This window comes from Empedobacter sp. UBA5528 (assembly GCF_002426075.1).
Classification (GTDB): Bacteria; Bacteroidota; Bacteroidia; order Flavobacteriales; family Weeksellaceae; genus Empedobacter; species Empedobacter falsenii_B.
Map to the genome: position 1 here is coordinate 1 of NZ_DINY01000054.1, position 18528 is coordinate 18528.

At 31.8% G+C, this 18528-nt stretch carries 18 protein-coding genes; 9 read left to right on the forward strand and 9 right to left on the reverse strand.

Features of this window, described 5'->3' with window-relative positions:
• From B4L98_RS11785 to hemW, 4 genes are all read right to left on the reverse strand, one after another.
• A partial coding sequence (locus B4L98_RS11785; protein WP_291078300.1) for a M48 family metalloprotease occupies positions 1-1127 on the reverse strand: 1127 nt, incomplete at its 3' end.
• A gap of 77 nt (positions 1128-1204) precedes the next feature.
• Positions 1205-2437, reverse strand: coding sequence for an ornithine--oxo-acid transaminase (gene rocD / locus B4L98_RS11790; protein ID WP_115000400.1), 1233 nt, complete (start codon positions 2435-2437; stop codon positions 1205-1207).
• A 63-nt stretch (positions 2438-2500) separates the two neighbouring features.
• Positions 2501-3310: a glutamate racemase gene (gene murI, locus B4L98_RS11795; protein ID WP_125349482.1), complete on the reverse strand. Its 810-nt coding sequence runs from the start codon at positions 3308-3310 to the stop codon at positions 2501-2503.
• Positions 3311-3327: 17 nt separating this feature from the next.
• Complete coding sequence (hemW, locus tag B4L98_RS11800) at positions 3328-4455, reverse strand: radical SAM family heme chaperone HemW (protein ID WP_291078302.1); 1128 nt, start codon at positions 4453-4455, stop codon at positions 3328-3330.
• 127 nt (positions 4456-4582) lie between these two features.
• On the opposite strand from hemW, the gene B4L98_RS11805 reads away from it, so the two are divergent.
• Entirely contained in the window at positions 4583-4774 is a 192-nt protein-coding gene (locus B4L98_RS11805) for a cold-shock protein (RefSeq protein WP_038330556.1), read from the forward strand.
• A 54-nt stretch (positions 4775-4828) separates the two neighbouring features.
• Here the strand turns inward: B4L98_RS11805 and B4L98_RS11810 are convergent, their stop codons facing one another.
• The gene (locus tag B4L98_RS11810; RefSeq protein WP_291078304.1) at positions 4829-5374 is read right to left on the reverse strand and encodes a hypothetical protein; all 546 of its coding nucleotides are present in this window, start codon (positions 5372-5374) and stop codon (positions 4829-4831) included.
• A gap of 41 nt (positions 5375-5415) precedes the next feature.
• On the opposite strand from B4L98_RS11810, the gene B4L98_RS11815 reads away from it, so the two are divergent.
• From B4L98_RS11815 to B4L98_RS11825, 3 genes are read left to right on the forward strand one after another with little or no spacing between them, the layout of a single operon-like run.
• Positions 5416-5748 carry an MGMT family protein gene (locus B4L98_RS11815; protein WP_291078306.1) on the forward strand — a complete coding sequence of 111 codons (333 nt, stop codon included), beginning with the start codon at positions 5416-5418 and terminating at the stop codon, positions 5746-5748.
• A 58-nt stretch (positions 5749-5806) separates the two neighbouring features.
• Positions 5807-6739: an ABC transporter ATP-binding protein gene (locus B4L98_RS11820; RefSeq protein WP_280035614.1), complete on the forward strand. Its 933-nt coding sequence runs from the start codon at positions 5807-5809 to the stop codon at positions 6737-6739.
• 12 nt (positions 6740-6751) lie between these two features.
• A complete protein-coding gene (locus B4L98_RS11825; RefSeq protein ID WP_291051714.1) occupies positions 6752-8071 on the forward strand; it encodes an ABC transporter permease in 1320 nt (439 codons plus the stop codon).
• A 53-nt stretch (positions 8072-8124) separates the two neighbouring features.
• On the opposite strand, the gene B4L98_RS11830 is transcribed toward B4L98_RS11825, so the two are convergent.
• From B4L98_RS11830 to B4L98_RS11845, 4 genes are all read right to left on the reverse strand, one after another.
• Positions 8125-8919 (reverse strand): hypothetical protein, encoded by a 795-nt coding sequence (locus tag B4L98_RS11830; RefSeq protein ID WP_260392525.1) that lies wholly within the window; start codon positions 8917-8919, stop codon positions 8125-8127.
• A gap of 138 nt (positions 8920-9057) precedes the next feature.
• A complete protein-coding gene (locus B4L98_RS11835) occupies positions 9058-9822 on the reverse strand; it encodes a hypothetical protein (RefSeq protein ID WP_280035617.1) in 765 nt (254 codons plus the stop codon).
• A 7-nt stretch (positions 9823-9829) separates the two neighbouring features.
• Positions 9830-10717: a glycosyltransferase gene (locus B4L98_RS11840; RefSeq protein ID WP_286494880.1), complete on the reverse strand. Its 888-nt coding sequence runs from the start codon at positions 10715-10717 to the stop codon at positions 9830-9832.
• On the reverse strand, positions 10677-11210 hold the full coding sequence (locus B4L98_RS11845) for a methyltransferase (RefSeq protein ID WP_125349489.1): 534 nt from the start codon (positions 11208-11210) through the stop codon (positions 10677-10679). Before B4L98_RS11845 ends, B4L98_RS11840 begins: the two co-directional genes overlap by 41 nt.
• 89 nt (positions 11211-11299) lie before the next feature.
• On the opposite strand from B4L98_RS11845, the gene B4L98_RS11850 reads away from it, so the two are divergent.
• The 5 genes from B4L98_RS11850 (at position 11300) to B4L98_RS11870 (ending at position 18528) form a co-directional block, all read left to right on the forward strand.
• Entirely contained in the window at positions 11300-11692 is a 393-nt protein-coding gene (locus B4L98_RS11850) for a hypothetical protein (protein WP_125349490.1), read from the forward strand.
• A gap of 139 nt (positions 11693-11831) precedes the next feature.
• On the forward strand, positions 11832-12137 hold the full coding sequence (locus tag B4L98_RS11855) for a hypothetical protein (RefSeq protein WP_152606051.1): 306 nt from the start codon (positions 11832-11834) through the stop codon (positions 12135-12137).
• A 98-nt stretch (positions 12138-12235) separates the two neighbouring features.
• A complete protein-coding gene (locus B4L98_RS11860) occupies positions 12236-16564 on the forward strand; it encodes a CusA/CzcA family heavy metal efflux RND transporter (RefSeq protein ID WP_291048394.1) in 4329 nt (1442 codons plus the stop codon).
• Between the two features lies 1 nt (position 16565).
• Positions 16566-17702 (forward strand): efflux RND transporter periplasmic adaptor subunit, encoded by a 1137-nt coding sequence (locus tag B4L98_RS11865; protein ID WP_125349493.1) that lies wholly within the window; start codon positions 16566-16568, stop codon positions 17700-17702.
• 148 nt (positions 17703-17850) lie between these two features.
• A complete protein-coding gene (locus B4L98_RS11870; protein ID WP_125349494.1) occupies positions 17851-18528 on the forward strand; it encodes a response regulator transcription factor in 678 nt (225 codons plus the stop codon).

The window sequence follows — 18528 nt, forward strand, 5'->3', positions numbered from 1 at the left end:
TTGGTTTTGTCATAGAAATCAGAATGATGATTTGTAGACGCTATATTTGCCAAACGTTTGTCCATTTCTGGATGTGTCGACCATAAATCTTCAAATTGTAGTAAAGAATGATTTTGATTAAATTCATTAATTCCAACAATAGCTAAATTATTTTCTAAAAAAAGTTCGTAATCATCGATATAAAAGTCAACTAATTGATTCATGTTTTGATAAATATTAGTCGAAAACTTTTTATCATCTTGTAAATTTGTATAAAAATTAGCTAATTCTTGGTAAACAAATTGATACAATTCTATTCTCAATAATGGTTTGCTCATCGTCTCAATTCCCACAACATTTGTTGCAATTTGATCAGCATGAAATTCCATTTCTCGACTTAATTTTAGATAATTGAATTCTAATTTTTTGTGAATTATTTTCAAAATAGATTCAATCATTTTATTGTAAGCAACAGCGCCCATTGAAATAAAACCAACAATTCCATTAATTTGGCCTAAATTATCAACATCAAATTTTAAGGTTTGATTACTGTATAAAATATCTTCCATAATTTTGGTCGCATTTCCAACATGGCTACCAATTGTCATTGATTTTTGAGAAAAATGCCCAAATTCGTGCGCAATAATTCCTTTTAACTCATTTTGAGAAATACCATGAAGCAAACCAACGCCAATGGATAAGTTTTTTCTTGTTGGAAAAACTAAACTTTGCAAATTGTTCGAATAGGAAACATATGCATTTACATCATCAATAATAAATACTTTTTTGGGATGTTTTGTGCCAACTTTATCTGCGGTTGCTTTTATTAATTTGAATAATTCTGGTTGATCCGTTTCAAAAATTTCAATTCCATTTGTAGCTGTTTTTTTGAAAATATTTAGAATAAATTTAATATTATAGTAAACGATTAAACCTCCTAAAGCCAACAGTCCCAAACCTAAAAAAATGGTAATCCACATTGGTTTAGCAATGACGATAGCGATTCCTCCACAAACACAAATTATGAAAATGATGATGCTCAAAATTGTAGAAAAGAAGAGAGTAATCAAGAAAAGAGCAATCCATACTGCCGATTTTTTTTGCGCCTTTTTGTACGTTTCGGAAACGTTTATTTTAAAAGAATTCATAGTGTTAATTAAAGTTTCGAATATAAAAAAACCTGATGAAATTTCATCAGGTTTTTTCTATATCATTTTATTGTTGATTATTTATTAAACTCTTGTGCAGTTTTACGAATAATCGCTAAACATTCGTGTAATTGTTCTTCGTTCATCACTAAAGGAGGAGCGAAACGAATGATGTTTCCGTGTGTAGGTTTGGCTAATAATCCGTTGTCTTTCATTGCAACACAGAAATTCCATGCTGTTTCAGATTCTGGTGTATCGTTGATTAAAATTGCATTTAATAAACCTTTTCCACGAACTGATTTGAATAATGGAAATTCTTCAGCCATTTTCGTGATTTCTGTTCTAAAAATTTGTCCTAATTTTTCAGAATTTTCAGCTAATTTTTCGTCCAAAACAACTTGCAAAGCTTCTGTAGCAACAGCCGCAGCTAATGGATTACCTCCATAAGTAGAACCGTGTTGTCCTGGTTTGATGACATTCATTATTTCATCATTTGCTAAAACTGCAGATACTGGATAAGCTCCACCTGAAACGGCTTTACCTAAGATTAAAACATCAGCATCAATATTTTCGTGATCGATTGCTAACATTTTTCCTGTACGTGCGATTCCTGTTTGAATTTCGTCCGCGATAAATAAAACATTATGTTGTTTACATAATTCTTCACAAGCTTTCAAATATCCTTCAGAAGGTACATTAACACCAGCTTCTCCTTGAATTGGTTCTACTAAGAATCCACAAATTTTATCTGCTTTTTCTTCTAAAATTTGTTTCAAAGCTTCAACATCATTGTATTCTACAGCTTCGAAACCACTTGTGTAAGGATTGAAATTTTTACGTGCATCTTCATCATTCGAGAAAGAAATAATAGTAGTTGTACGACCATGGAAATTGTCTTTACATACTACAATAATCGCTTCACCAGTTGGAATTCCTTTCTTTTCGTAACCCCATTTACGAGCAATTTTTAGCGCTGTTTCTACAGCTTCTGCACCCGTATTCATTGGCAATACTTTATCGAAACCGAATAATTCTGTGATAAATTTTTCGTATTTTCCTAATTCCGCATTATAAAAAGCACGAGAAGTTAACGTTAATTTTTCGGCTTGATCTTTCAACGCTTTAATAATTCTAGGATGACAGTGACCTTGATTAACAGCTGAATAAGCTGATAAAAAGTCGAAATATTTTTTTCCATCAACATCCCAAACGTAAACACCTTCACCTTTTTCCAATACAACTGGAAGTGGGTGATAGTTATGCGCTCCGTATTTTTCTTCTAATGCAATTAATTCTGCTGATTTTTCCATGTAATGATTTGTTTTTGTTTGTTCGTAATATTTTATAAAAAAACCGACAAATAATGGTCGGTTCTATTTCGTTTCTAAATTTTTCTCAATTAATTGAATATCTTTTCCAAAGAATTTTTTTGCCACTTTTATAATATTATCTGTATTGTCAGAAATATAAAATGTATAGTTTGCAACAGTATCTTTCGCAGCCAATTTTCCTTCTTTTGCCAATTGATAAATTACTTGATTCACGACAATTAAAGGTGAATTTACGATATCAACTTTTCCTTCAAATACTTGATTGATTTCTTTTTCCAGATGTGTATAATGCGTACATCCTAAAATAATCGAATCAATTCCTTCTAATTTTTTGTTCAATAAATACGTTTCTAAAACTGCTTTAGAAATCGTAGAATTTGTAAAACCCTCTTCGATAACAGGTACTAAGAGAGGAGTAGCCATTTCAATAACCGTAATATGTTTATTTCGACGACGAATTGCTTTCTTGTACGCGCCCGAATTTACAGTTGCTTTTGTTGCAATAACACCTATCTTTTCTCTTAATTCGAACGAAACTTTCTCCGCAACAGGCGAAATAACATCGATAACAGGAACATCTTTTCCAGCAGCTTCTCTAATTTCTTTCAACGAATTAGCGGTTGCAGAATTACATGCAACTAAAATCGCTTTACAATTATTGTCTATTAAAAAATTAGTAATGTCTACCGAAAATTGTGTAATCGCTTCTTTCGATTTTTCTCCATAAGGCAAATTTTGAGTATCGCCAAAATAGATCAAACTTTCGTTTGGTAGCAGACGTTTTATTTCTTTTGCAAACGTCAAACCACCAACTCCAGAGTCGAAAACACCAATTGGTCTGTTATCATTCATATCGCAAATTTAACAAATTAATTGATGTAAAATAATCTAGAAGCAATTCCGTCTGCGAAAAATTTTGCTTCGGGTTTCAAAATAATTTTATTTTCTTTCTTTTCGACTAAATTTTCGTTGATTAATTGATTGAGTTCTTGATGAAAAGAATTAACTAAAGGTTGAGAAAATTCTGAATTAATTCGATTTAAATCTATTCCATAAATTGTTCTCAATCCTATCATTATCATTTCATTAAATTTTTCTACTTCATTTAAAACTTCAATTTCTTGAGGTAGATTATTTTCGTTGATAGCTTGTATGTATTTAGAATTATTTGCAATGTTCCAAGCACGAGTTTTTCCGTTATAAGAATGCGCAGAAGGTCCAATTCCTAAATAATGAATTCCTTTCCAATAATTAGAATTGTGTAAAGAAAAATACTCTTCTTTTCCGAAATTGGAGATTTCATATTGAATAAAATCATTCGAAGTTAAAGTGTCAACTAAAAGTTGAAATTGTTCGTTTTGACGATCTTCATCAACCGGTTTTGTGATTCCTTTTTTGATTTGATGATCTAAAATTGTTTTTTCTTCGACTGTTAACGCATAAGAAGAAATATGTGGAACATTCAGCTCAATTGCTTTTTGCAAATTTTGCTTCCACATTTCGTTGGTTGTGGTCGTAGAACCATAAATCAAATCAATAGTGATATTTTCGAAACCAAAATCTTGCGCCAATTTTATCGAAGTTTCAGCTTCTTGTGCATTATGTGCGCGATTCATTAATTTCAAATCTTCTTCAAAAAATGATTGAACACCAATCGAAAAACGATTAATCGGAGTTGATTTTAAGAAGTTAAGTTTTTCTTTATTCAAATCATCAGGATTCGCTTCTAGTGTAATTTCCTTTAAATTTTTGGTCGAATAATTTTTATAAATCGTTTCGAAAATACTTTCTAATTCAATTTCGGATAGGATAGAAGGTGTTCCTCCTCCAAAATAAATCGTTTCTATAGGTGTTGAAATTTCATCTTTTCTGATCTCAAGTTCTTTATTAATTGCTTGAATTAAATTTGATTTATGTTGAAGATTTGTCGAAAAATGAAAGTCGCAATAGCTGCATTTTTGTTTACAAAACGGGATATGAATATAAATTCCTGCCAAAATATTATGATTTGAAGCAAAATTATAATGAAATTATAGGCTAAAAAAATTGTTATAAAAAAAAACTAAAAATTAATATTGGTTTTGTAAATAAATCTTATATCTTTATCAACGAAAATAAAATACTATGAATAAAGGAACTGTAAAATTCTTTAATGAAGAAAAAGGATACGGATTTATTAAAGATGACGAATCAGGAAAAGAGTACTTCGTACACGTTTCTGGTTTAACAGACAAAGTAGCTCAAAACGATAAAGTATCTTTTGACTTAGAACAAGGAAAAAAAGGCATCAACGCCGTTAATGTGAAAGTAATCTAATTAATATATTATCTCAACATATTTCTTGTAAGCGACCTATTTAGGTCGCTTTTTTTATTTTTTGATTTCGTCGCTATTTTGATAAAACTCTGCATCACGAAGCAATTCATTCACGAAATGATACAATCTTCCTAGCTGATATTTTGCTAAATAATGACCATATAAACTCGCTAAATAGGTTGCTAAAGCAATCAATAATGCAATAGGAATACTCCAAATCCATACACTATTTCCTTGTACAATATATTCGGAAATCGCATAAGAGCCTAAGGTGATAAAAATAGCTCCGCTTAAACCATACAAAAACGCGAAAAATGTCCAAACATTAGCAGGCGGACCAATAATTCCTCTTACAGCCAAATAGTCAGGATGATCATCGTCATCTTCAATTCTGATTTGTAGTTGCGGATGCCAATATTTATCCTTGTCTTTGCGGACACGAATCATCGCAACTTCTTGATTGGCATAACCTCCGTATTCAGTAGAATTTGTTTCAAGGTGTTTTTTGATTAAATCAATAAATTCTTGTTTTGATAAATGCGTAAAAACCTTAAAACGTGGTCGGCTTAAAAGAGACTTAATTGGAACTTTTTGGTTCATATTCTATTACTTTCTTTAAATTTACAATAAATGTTTAGATTATGACAAAAATCATTTCTGATACTTATGAGAAAATTTATGAAATAGTTCGTCAAATTCCCGAAGGACGTGTTTCTACTTATGGATTGATTGCAAAATATATAGGTGGAAAATTTTCTGCGCGCGTGGTTGGTTATGCGATGAATCATGCACATAATCGAGAAGATGTCCCTGCTCATCGTGTTGTAAACAGAAATGGTTTGTTAACTGGAAAACATCACTTTAATCCTTTGAGTTTGATGCAACAATTATTAGAAAATGAAGGTGTGGAGATTATAAATGATAAAGTGGTTAATTTTAAAGAAATTGTATGGAATCCGAACGAATCTCATTAAAATCTGTAACAAAATTTACTTTCTTCTTACTAATTTTACAAATCAAATGATATAGAAAATGGAATTTTTATTGCAAGCTCAAGGCTTAACAAGAAAATATAAAGATAAAGTTGCGCTTAATAATTTTAGTATCAATATTCCACAAGGTTCTATTTATGGACTTTTGGGACCAAATGGTGCTGGAAAAACGACTTTTATTCGTATTGTCAATCAAATTACAGCGCCAGATAGCGGGACAATTTTGTTGAATGGAGAACCTTTGACGAAAAAATCAATCGGTCAAGTTGGTTATATGCCAGAAGAACGTGGTTTGTACAAGAATATGAAGGTTGGAGAACAGGCACTGTATTTTGCAAAACTGAAAGGTCTTTCTTCTGCGGAAGCTAAAAAACGTACCGAATATTGGTTCGAGAAACTTGATATGATGTCTTGGTGGAACAAGAAATTGAGCGAGTTGTCGAAAGGAATGGGACAAAAAGTTCAGTTTGTGATTACAGTTATTCACAATCCTTCTTTGCTGATTTTTGATGAACCTTTTAGTGGTTTTGATCCTGTAAATGCACAAATTATTGCGAATGAAATTCTTGAATTAAGAGATAAAGGAACGACAATTATTTTTTCGACGCATCGTATGGAATCTGTAGAGGAAATGTGTGATCATGTTGCTTTGATTAATCAATCGAATAAAGTATTAGATGGAACAATTGAAGAAGTTAGAAATCAATTTAAGACAGGGAAATTTTCGATTCAATTGAATGAAATTCCCGCTGATTCTCTTCAAAATTTAGCGAATGAATTTGAGATTTCGGATGTACGAAACGTTAATCAACGAACTGAATTTAATTTGTTGTACAATAAAGAAACACCAACCAATGTGATTTTAGATAAATTGATGCAAGTGGGGCAAGTTCATCAATTCAAAGAAATTATTCCTTCGATGAATGATGTGTTTTTGGAAGCCGTCAAACAAAGTTCAATTCCTAATCTTTAAGCTAATTTTCAAATGAAAAATATATTTTTAGTTGCACAACGCGAGTTCTTTTCTCAAGTAAAAAACAAAGCGTTTATTGTTATGACTTTTCTTTCGCCTTTGTTGATTGTTGGAGCAGGAGCGGTGATTTTCTTTTTGAGTTCTGCAAATAATTCCGAAGTGAAAAACATTGCAATTGTAGATGAAAGTACAGAGTTTGTAACCTCGTTTAAATCGACTAAACAAATGATGTTCAGTATTTACACGCCTCAAGAATTGCAATCAATCAAAGATACACTGAAAGGAAGCGAATATTTGAATGCGATTCTTCATATTCCGAAAAATACAGATGGAAATTATGATAATATTGAGAAAAATACTGAATTAATCACAAATGGAAATCTTGGAATTACTGATCGTGAAAAACTTTCGAGAACGATTAGTGATAAAATAGTAAAAGAAAAACAGGCAAAATCTGGTATTGACAAAGCGGCTTTAGAAGCTTCTAAGGCACGTGTTAACCTGAATGTTTTTAACGTTACAGACGGAAAAGAAGATAAAGGAATGGAGTTGAAAATCGGATTATCGATGTTTTTAACTTACATTATTTTCATGTTTGTGATGATTTATGGTGTAAAAGTAATGCGTTCTGTGGTTGAAGAAAAAAATAATCGTGTTGTCGAAATTATCATTTCTTCTGTAAAACCTTTCGAATTAATGATGGGTAAAATCTTAGGAACGACAATGGTTGCAGTCACGCAATTTGCAATATGGATTGGAATGACAATGGGGTTATTGATTTTATTTCCAACAATTGCTGCTTCAAGAATGGATATGTCGCAACAAATGATGAATCAAGCACAATTAGCCGAGACTAATCCAGATATGATGCAAAAAGTAACAGAAATTAGCGAAGTATTGTTAACGTTTAATTATCCGTTAATCATTTTTGCTTTTATTTCTTATTTTATCTTAGGATATTTGTTCTACAGCTCTGTTTTCGCGGCAATTGGTTCTGCGGTTGACAATGATACAGATACGCAACAATTTACATATTTTCCTTTAGTTCCGATGATGATTGGACTTTACGGAAGTATGACAACTTTCGAAAATCCTGATGGTCCAGTTGCTTTTTGGTTATCAATGATTCCATTGACTTCTCCCATCTCAATGATTACTCGAATTCCGTTCGATGTTCCGATTTGGCAATTAGCTTTATCCTTATTTTTGCTGTTAATCAGTACAATATTTATGGTTTATATTGCTGGAAAAATCTATAGAATTGGGATTTTAATTTATGGTAAAAAACCAACTGTGAAAGAAATGATTAAATGGGTTTCTTATAAAAACTAATTTTACACAACTTATAAAACTAAAAAAAGAGCTTGATTTATCAAGCTCTTTTTTTAATCGTCTATCGTATCTTTTTTGATGATTTTCGTATTATTTGGTACTTTTCCGTATAAAAAGTCGAGGTATATTTTACTGTAAGAATTAAATAATTGAAGTAATTTGAAATAATTTACATCATTCAATTCTATTTTAGATTCGGTATTTGTTAATGCATTTTCAATGAAATCTCTGATTTTGAATTTCGGAATTTTTAAATCATTTGTGAAATAATCTTCACCAAAATAATTCTTAATTTTTGTAATTTTATCGTATTTATCTTCATAATCAAGCAATGCTTTTCGTTGTTTGGCTTTACCAGAAAAAACATCATAAATACGCCCAATATCCAATCTCGTCAACGTAATATCTCCACTCAAAAATCCAGCTTTCAACGAAGATGTGTCTTTTATAGGTTTGATATCAGGATTAACACCAAGACTTTTATAAAGTTTTGTTACAACATCAGCTTTTTTTCCATTTTTGACATCTTTTTCAAGAATTCCTGTCAATTTTTGACCAATATATGCGGTATTCAATTGAATTGTCTGTACAGCTAAATGCACTACAATTGTTTGTTTATTGAACAAATTTGGTCTTAAGATAATTAGTCGATTTTCGTACCAATCAGATTGTATTTTTAGCGTGTCATTTACTTTTGCTTGAATAAGAAAAGTTCCTGTAAAATTAGAAATTGTTGTATGATTTGTTCTCAGATTTGTAACGTAAACTCCTTCTGCTGTATCGTCAGAATCATCAATGATAATGTTTCCCTGAATCCATTTTTCTTGTGCGAAAATAAAATTCGACAACAGCAATATTAGAATGGTAAATAGTGATTTCAATTGTTCGTGATTATACGTTTAATTATTTGTACGAAGATAAGTCTTAATAAATTAGCATCAATTTTGTTAACGTTTATTGGCTAAATTTTAAAAATCTATTAAGAATTATTGATTTTTGTTTTGATTTAATTCATTCAAATAATCTTTCGCATAAGATTCTAAATCAATCATTATCGTACCAAATTGTCTGCTCAAAACTTTTTCTTGAAGCGGATAACGCGCATTAACATAATATAAAAATTCTTCTATTTTATATTCAGGAATTTGTAATTGATTTGTATAAAAATCTGTAGGATAATAATGTTTAACTTCTTGAACGAGAGAAAGTTTTGTTTCGTAATTACGTACACGACGTTGCTCACGATAAAATCCATTCATATGACCAATCAATCGAACAGGATTTAAAACATCCATTGGCTTGAATTTTGCAATATCTCTTTTAGGTTCTAAATCTCGTAAACGTTGATCAAGTCCCATTTTATCGTACAAATCTGTTTTATTATCCTTGTGATATTTAGGTTGTAAAGGGCCTTTACCAATTGTAGCACCACTCAATTCAATTGTTTCAATATCCAAATGTGCTTGTAAAAAACCTTTGTTGTAAATATTTTGATTGACTACAATTTTTCTTGGAATCAAAAAATCTGCTTCAAACAAAATTGTATCGCCAACATTTGCTTGGATAGAATAATAACCCGAAGAGCTTGTACATGTCTTACTTTCTGACGTCAGATTTTCTATACGAGCACCAGAAACTGAGGAAATATAATCGTTTCCTTCGTCTACAACCACAGAACCAGTAATCAACTTATTTTGTGCAAAGCTGATGAATGGAAATATAAATAGTGTGTATGTTAACCAATATCGCATGTTAGATTTAACCTTTTATTTTTTGTTTCATTTTCGACCAACGATAATTTCGGATGAATTTTTCTTGATCTCGATTTACCATTTTTTTTGTACCATTAATTTTAGCTTCAAAAAAACCTTTCAAATAATACAAAATATATGTGGGTTTCTTTTTACGTAAAGCCAATTTTGTGCCAGCAATTAATGTAATCCAAAATCCATAACCTAATGCATAATAAGCCGCACCTTGTTTGTAAAGCGCCGATTTATTGTAACTCGCGCCAGTTGGTTTTAGATGTTTGATGTGTAAAGATTCGTCTGTAACAACTTTCCAACCATAATATTTACACAACAATTCGTCTACTGTATCCCAACCCATATGTGCGCGTAATCCACCAATTTTTTCGTAACAATTTTTTCTATACGCCTTAAATGCGCCACGAATATGGTCTTTATCTGTCAGATTTTCAAGAATCCATTTTCCGTCCTTATCAATATACGCAAAACCACCAACCATTGCAATATCTTCCTCATGATTAAAATGAGTTAAAATAGTCTCAAAATAATTGAAAGGAATATCTAAATCAGCATCCAATTTAACAATAATATCATAATTAGGATCAATGATTTCGTAACCTTTCAAGAAAGCTTGTATCACTTTGCTTCCTGGCTGATGTTCACCTTTTGATAAGATATTTCTTAATTTGATGAACGGATATTTAGCTGTAAATTCTTCTACAATTTGTTGTGTTTTATCGGTTGAATGATCATTTACAACAATCACTTCATATGGTAAAACAGTTTGATTAACGAGAGAATTTAGCGTAATCGCAATAAAATCTTCTTCGTTATGTGCAGGTATAACAATAGAGTATTTAGTAAGTAAAGTCTTTTTTTCGTTCTGCGTAGACAGCATAATATCTTGGTGTAATTCTTCTTAATAAGGGTCTTATTCCCAGTTTGTTTGATGGATGCGTCCATTTGTGACGATGTATTACATTCCATCCAGCTTTTTCCATTAACATGTCAAATTGCCAATCTTCAAATTCGTGATAATGTACATCTCGCGCATCATTTTGATTACGATAAGCAGGCGAAAACCACAAACGCATCGGAATTGAAGCTAATAATTTATCTCCAGGCAAATTTCTTAGCACTTCCATTGGATTTACCAAATGTTCTAAAATTTCTAAAGCCGTTACAAAGTTAGCATCATAATTTTGCAAATCCTTATAATAATAGTCCAAATCGTCGCCATTTGTATTTTTTACATCAAAACCATTTTCCAACATCACATCTGTAAAAGGATTTTTGATTCCTAAATCAAGAATTTTATCAGTAGGTTGAGCAAATTGTTTCAGCAAAGCTAAGGTTTCATTGTATCTTTTTTGTGGATATATTTTGTACATTGTGTTAGTTGTTTTCGGATGATAAATTTAATCATCTATTTTAATATTGCTCGTTTCTATTTTAAATTTTTTTATTGCAAATTTGCCAGATGAAAACGATTGGATATTATCGATTACGAAACAAAAATAAAGTAGAAGGTTTTGCGAAGGAGATAGATGGAGTGACCTATTTTAAAGGTTATAACGAGTTTTCTTGGCACGAAAATGCTTTACAATTTGATACCATAGATATTGGAATAGATATATTGGATAAACGAAATCGACGATTATTTACCAATGATATTGTGTTGTATAAAGTCTCTAAAAAACCATTCTTGCGTACAGGTTTTGTCGTTTACGAACCAAAACTGAAAGAATTTGGAATCGTAGATCAACAAAGTTTTCATTTTACACCTTTCTATGTTGAAGGTTTGTGTTTATTCGATCATGATAAACTCGAAGTAATTTCTCATTTATTTACGAAGAAAGAGGTTTCTAAGTAAGTTTAACGAGATTTTTCCATTAATTAAATTTGAAAGAAAGCAAAATTGACTGTACATTTGGGTCGTGAAACTATGGGCAACTAAAATTTTAATTTTTTTATATATAACAACTTCAACTCAATTGTGTCAGTTATATAAATTGCCTGTGTTTATTTCTCATTTTATTGAACATGATAAAGGAGGAGACTTTTTGGATGAAATGAAAACTTTTTTAGTTCATCATTATGGTGGACATGAGGTTGATGCGGATTGGGAAACTGACCAAAAATTACCTTTCATGAAAGTTGAGTTTGTTCATATCGACTTTTTTTTCTCTCCCATAAAACTCTTTGATGTTTTACACTTAGATAAAGAAATTTCTACGACTTCAATCAAAACATTTGATGAAGATTTCTTATATACTCATTATTTAGATTCTATTTGGCAACCGCCAAAACAAGCGTGATTTTTTTAGATTTTACGATAGATTGATTCTTTCAATTTATCCAATTTCAGCTATTTACAACTTGTATTTAGCACATTTTTAATCTATACAATTTTACGATGTTAAATAAAATTATTGATTTTTCAATCAAGAATAAATTTATCGTGGGTTTGTTTACGTTGGCTTTGTTGATATTTGGTATTTACGATGCGACAAAATTACCCATTGATGCACAACCTGATATTACATCTAATCAGGTTCAAATTATCACTGTAGCGCCTTCTTTTAGTGCAGAAGATATTGAGCGTTTAGTGACTTTTCCTATCGAACAAGCTAATTCTAATATTGGTGGGATTACCGAAATTCGTAGTTTTTCTCGTTTTGGATTATCATTGGTAACCATTGTTTTTGATGACAATACAGATGTTTATTGGGCGCGACAACAAGTAAGTGAACGATTGATTCAGGTTCAAAATGAGATTCCCGAAGGTATTGGAGAACCACAACTTGGTCCAATTTCGACAGGTTTGGGCGAAATCTATCAATATGTTGTTCGTCCCGCCGAAGGTTACGAAGATCAATATGATGAAACTGAATTAAGAACAATTCAAGACTGGATTGTTCGTCGTCAACTTTTAGGCGTTCCTGGTGTGGCAGATGTGAGTAGTTTCGGAGGAAAATTGAAGCAATACGAAATTGCAATTGATCCGCAACGTTTACAATCTTTTAGTCTGACAATTAATGATTTATTTGATGCACTGAGTGAGAATAATCAAAATACAGGTGGAGCTTATATCGAAAAAGGTCCTACTTCTTTATTCATCCGTTCTGAAGGTTTAATTGGTAACATCGAAGATATCGAAAATATTTTGGTCAAACGTTCGCAAAGTGGAACACCTATTTTATTGAGAGATGTTGCAGACGTAAAAACTGGCTTTGCTACGCGCTATGGTGCAATGACATATAACGATACAGGTGAAGTTTCTGGTGCAATTGTTATGATGTTGAAAGGAGCAAATAGTAACGAAGTGGTTAAGAATGTACAACAACGTATCGAAGAAATCAAAAAGACATTACCTGATGGAGTTGTTATTGAACCTTTCTTAGACCGTAAAAAAATGGTTGACAATACTATTCATACGGTTGAAACGAATTTACTTGAAGGAGCCTTAATCGTTGTCTTTATTTTGGTACTTTTCTTAGGTAATTTACGTGCTGGTTTTATTGTAGCTTCTGTCATTCCTCTGGCCTTATTATTCGCGATTATTATGATGAATATTTTTGGTGTAGGTGGAAACTTGATGAGTTTAGGCGCATTAGATTTTGGATTGATTGTCGATGGTGCTGTGATTATTGTAGAAGCGGCGATGCATCAGTTAGCACACAACAAAAAATTTGGGTTGAAGAATAAATTAACGCAAACTGAAATGGATCAAACAGTTGGTTCTTCAGCTAAAAAAATGGTGAATTCGGCTGTTTTTGGTCAAATTATTATTCTAATCGTTTATTTACCAATTTTTACTTTACAAGGAATAGAAGGAAAGATGTTCAAACCAATGGCGCAAACAGTTGCTTTTGCTCTGATTGGTGCATTTATTCTTTCGTTGACTTATGTTCCGATGATGACTACTTTATTCTTAAGTAAAAAGAAGAAAGTCAAACCAAATTTATCGGATCGTGTAATGGCTAAAATTGAGATTTTCCATCAGAAATATTTAATCAAAGCCTTAAAAGTTCGTACTATTATTCTAGCTGTTGTACTTTCACTTTTCACTATTGCTGTTTTTGTGATGTCTCGTTTAGGTGGAGAATTTATTCCTGCCTTAGAAGAAGGAGATTTTGCTGTAGAAGCGCGTATTTTACCAGGAAGTAATATTACGACAACAATAGAATACACAAATAAGGCAGCTAAAATACTGAAAGATCGTTTCCCTGAAGTTGAAATGGTTGTCACGAAAATTGGGAGTGGAGAGATTCCTACCGAGCCAATGCCAATGGATGCAGGAGATATGATTATTGTTTTGAAACCTAAAAAAGAATGGACTTCTGCCACAACTTTTCCAGAATTATCGGATAAAATGAGTAAAGCTTTGGAAGATGTTCCAGGACTTTCAACGGGATTTCAATTTCCTGTTCAGATGCGTTTTAATGAATTAATGACAGGAGCACGACAAGATGTGGTGGTGAAAATATTTGGTGAAAATTTAGATAGTTTAGCCAATAATGCAGAGAAATTAGGAAAAATAATCAATACTGTAAAAGGAGCGCAAGATTTGTATATCGAACCAATTAATGGAATTCCACAAGTTGTGATTGAATTTGATCGTGCTTTATTAGCGCAATATGGATTGAGTATTGGAGAAGCAAATCGAATTATTAATATGGCTTTTGCAGGACAATCTACTGGAATGGTTTTCGAAGGTGAAAAACGTTTTGATATGGTGGTTCGTTTAGCAGAAGACAAACGCGAGAATATCGAAGATATTCGAAATTTATTGATTCCTACTGCTTCTGGAATTCAGATTCCATTGAATCAATTAGCAAAAGTAGATTATAAAAATACGCCAAATCAAATTCAGCGCGAAGATGCAAAACGTAGAATTGTTGTTGGATTTAACGTAAAAGGACGCGACATAGAAAGTGTTGTACAAGAATTACAACAAAAAGTTGATGCTCAAATAAAACTTCCTACAGGTTATTATACAACCTATGGTGGAGCTTTCGAAAATTTGAATCATGCTAAAGCTCGTTTAGGTATCGCTGTTCCAGTCGCCTTGGTTTTGATTTTTGTCTTGTTATTTTTTGCATTCAAATCAATCAAAGAAAGTTTATTAATTTATACAGCCATTCCGCTTTCTTCAATCGGTGGAATACTATTCTTAGCTGCGCGAGATATGCCTTTTAGTATTAGTGCTGGAGTTGGATTTATCGCACTTTTTGGAATTGCCGTTCTAAACGGAATTGTATTAATATCAGAATACAATCGTCTACGTGATAACGGAATTAAAAATACAACTCGAATTGTTATTATGGGAACACGAACTCGTCTTCGTCCCGTTCTAATGACAGCTGCCGTAGCCTCTTTAGGTTTCTTACCAATGGCTCTTAGTAATGGTTCGGGCGCAGAAGTTCAACGTCCATTAGCAACTGTTGTTATTGGAGGATTAATGGGCGCGACTTTCCTTACTTTATTTGTTTTACCAATTTTATATGTTATGTTCGAAAATATTCATTTTAAAAAGAAATCAACTCGTCATAAATCAATTCCTACAGCTATTTTATTAGTTCTAGCTTTGTTTGGAACAACTGCTAATGCGCAAGAACGTATGAGTTTTGATGAAGTTGTCAAGTTAGCTGACGCGAATAACCTCGAAATTAAACAAGCAGAATTGACCACTGTTTATCACGAGAAAAATGTGTTTGCCAATCGTTCGCTTTCACCTTTAGATATAGCTGCGGAATTTGGACAAGTGAATTCAGGTGAATTTGATAACAAGTTTACTATTTCGCAATCGTTTCAATTTCCTGTGGTTTTTAAACGTCAAAAAGCTTTGAACGAACAAATGATCAGTACTTCTAAAGCAAATGAACAATTGACGAAAGTTGAAATTAAACAACGATTAGCTAATCTGTATGTCAATATGCAAAATACAGAATATCAACAAGATTTATTGAAAGAAAATGAATTGATTTACCAAGAGTTTTTGAAGAAAGCAAATTTACGTTTGAAGAAAGGTGAATCAAACCGAAGTGAGGTTTCTACAGCTATTATTCAATTGAAATCGATTCAAAATCAATTGAGATTAGTTGAGAATGAATTAGAAAATGAATCAAGACAAATTCAATTTTTAACCAATTCATCATTCAAAATTTATCCAACAAAAGATGGTGTAAATTGGAATGAAATTGCAGGATTATCTGTTTCAGGTACACACCCAATGTTAAAATTAGCTGAAGAAAATATTCAGACTTCTACTTTAGAAACTGAAATAGAAAAATCAAAGAAAATTCCAGTTTTAACAGTTGGATATTCAAATCAAAGCTTTTCTGATTTGGATCAAAATCGATACAATTCTTTTCAAGTAGGAGTTGGCTTACCTTTATTTAATAGAGGAATTAATTCGTCAATTGAAGCCTCAAAAGTTAAAACTGATCTTGCAAAACAAGCGTATACTTTACAACAATCGAAGTTGCAACAAGATTTTGATGTTTTAAAAAATAAAGTAAACTCTTACGAAGAAATAGTAGGAGATTTTGAGCAAACTCAACTTCCTGCTGCGAATGATTTACAAAAAACAATTAATCGTCAATTACTAGAAGGAGAGATTAATTTTTTGGATTGGGTGATTCTGAATAATCAAATCATCGAAGTGAAAACAAAGTTTCTAGAAGCAAAGAATCTACGTAATCAGGCTTATGCCGCAATGACTTTTTATACTGCACAATAATATGAAAAAATATATCTTAATGCTTTGTACATCTTTTGTTGTGATGAGTTGTAACAAAGAAGAAACAAAACCTGAAGTAGAGCAAAAAGCAACTATTTCTACTTCAATTTTAAAGTTGACAGATGCTCAATTAAAGAATTTTGAAATTGATACAACCTCTTTACGTCATCAGAATTTACCTACAACTATTCGGCTAAATGCAAAGACGGCAGTAACCCCAGAAAATACTATTTCTATCACCAATGCCTTTGGTGGTTATGTGAAACGAATTGCACTAATTCCAGGAAATTATGTCAATAAAGGACAAGTTTTGGTGGTTTTAGAAGATCCGCAGTATATCCAAATGCAAGAAGATTATCTCACAACAAAAGCTTTGTTAGAGCAGGCTAGTGCAGATTATGTTCGTCAAAAGGATTTGAATGCAGAGCAAGCAGCAAGTGACAAAGTGATGCAACAAGCGAAAGCAACACGTCAATCGTTGATGGTAAAGAAAAGTTCCTTGGAACAGAAACTAAGATTAATGAATATCAATCCTTCCTCAGTTTCGTTGAGTAATATCCGACGTACCATCAATGTTTATGCACCGATTAGCGGAATGGTGAGTCAGGTTTTTGCGAATACAGGACAATATATTTCGCCAGCAGATGCGATGTTAGAAATTATTAATCCAGATCGTTCTTTGTTGAATGTAAAAGTATTTGAAAAGGATCTGAGTAACATTCAGATTGGTCAATTTTTGAAAGCTTATACCAATGCAAAACCAGATCAAAAGTTAGATGCGCAAATCACCTCAATTTCAAATCAAGTGAATGAAGATGGAACGGTTGATGTTTTTGCACGAATTACGAATGCGAATGGTACGCGATTAACAGCGAATATGTATTTCAATATCGAATTGCAAGTGAATTCGCTTGACGCGAATGTTTTACCAGAAGAAGCTGTAATTCAGTTTGAAGGAAAAGACTATGTGTTCGAAAGACAAACTAAAAATCAGTTTCGATTAGTTCTTGTAGAAATAGGAGGTTCTGCGAATAAAATGATTGAAATAAAATCTCCTCAAAATTCAGGAAAAGTCTATGTTTCGAAAGGAGCATATAATCTTTTGACTGCGATGAAAAATAGTGGAGAAGGAGATTAGACTTCGAATTATTGAATATAAAAAACGAGCAATTTATTGCTCGTTTTTTATTGAATTTTGTTCTTTTTAAATTAAAATCCAATTAGAAAATTTGCTATATTCATCTCATCTTGATCAATTTCATTAATTTTGGAAAAATGGAAAGTATATGCAAATTTTAGTAATCGAAGATGATAAGCGAATTAGCGATTTTTTAATCAAAGGATTAGAAGAAAATGGACATTTGGTTACGCTTTGTAAAGATGCGGAAACTGTTTTAGATGAATTTCTTACGATTCAGTTTGATTTGATTATTTGTGACATTATGTTACCAAAAATGGATGGAATTCAGCTTGTACAGACACTTCGTTACAAAAAAATATTCACTCCAATTTTGATGTTAAGTGCATTAAATACAGTTCAAGATAAAGTTTCGGCTTTGGACTATGGTGCAGATGATTACATTACAAAACCATTTCATTTCGACGAATTATTATCGCGAATCAAAGCTTTAACGCGTCGTAATCAGTTTCGTTCACAAGAAATTCCTGAAAATAAATTGATTTTTGATGACTTAGAAATCGATTTGGATCAATACAAAGTTTTTGTCAATCAAGAAGAAACAGAGCTTTCTCCTCGTGAATTTAAGTTGTTGAATTATTTAATCGAAAATATAGATAAAACCGTTACTCGTATCCAAATTTTAAATGCTGTTTGGGGAATAACATTCGATAATCACACCAATGTTGTGGATGTTTACATTTCGTATTTGCGTAATAAAATAGAGAAAAATGGTATGAAATATATTCATACAGTAAAAGGCGTTGGTTATATGTTTAAAGCTTAA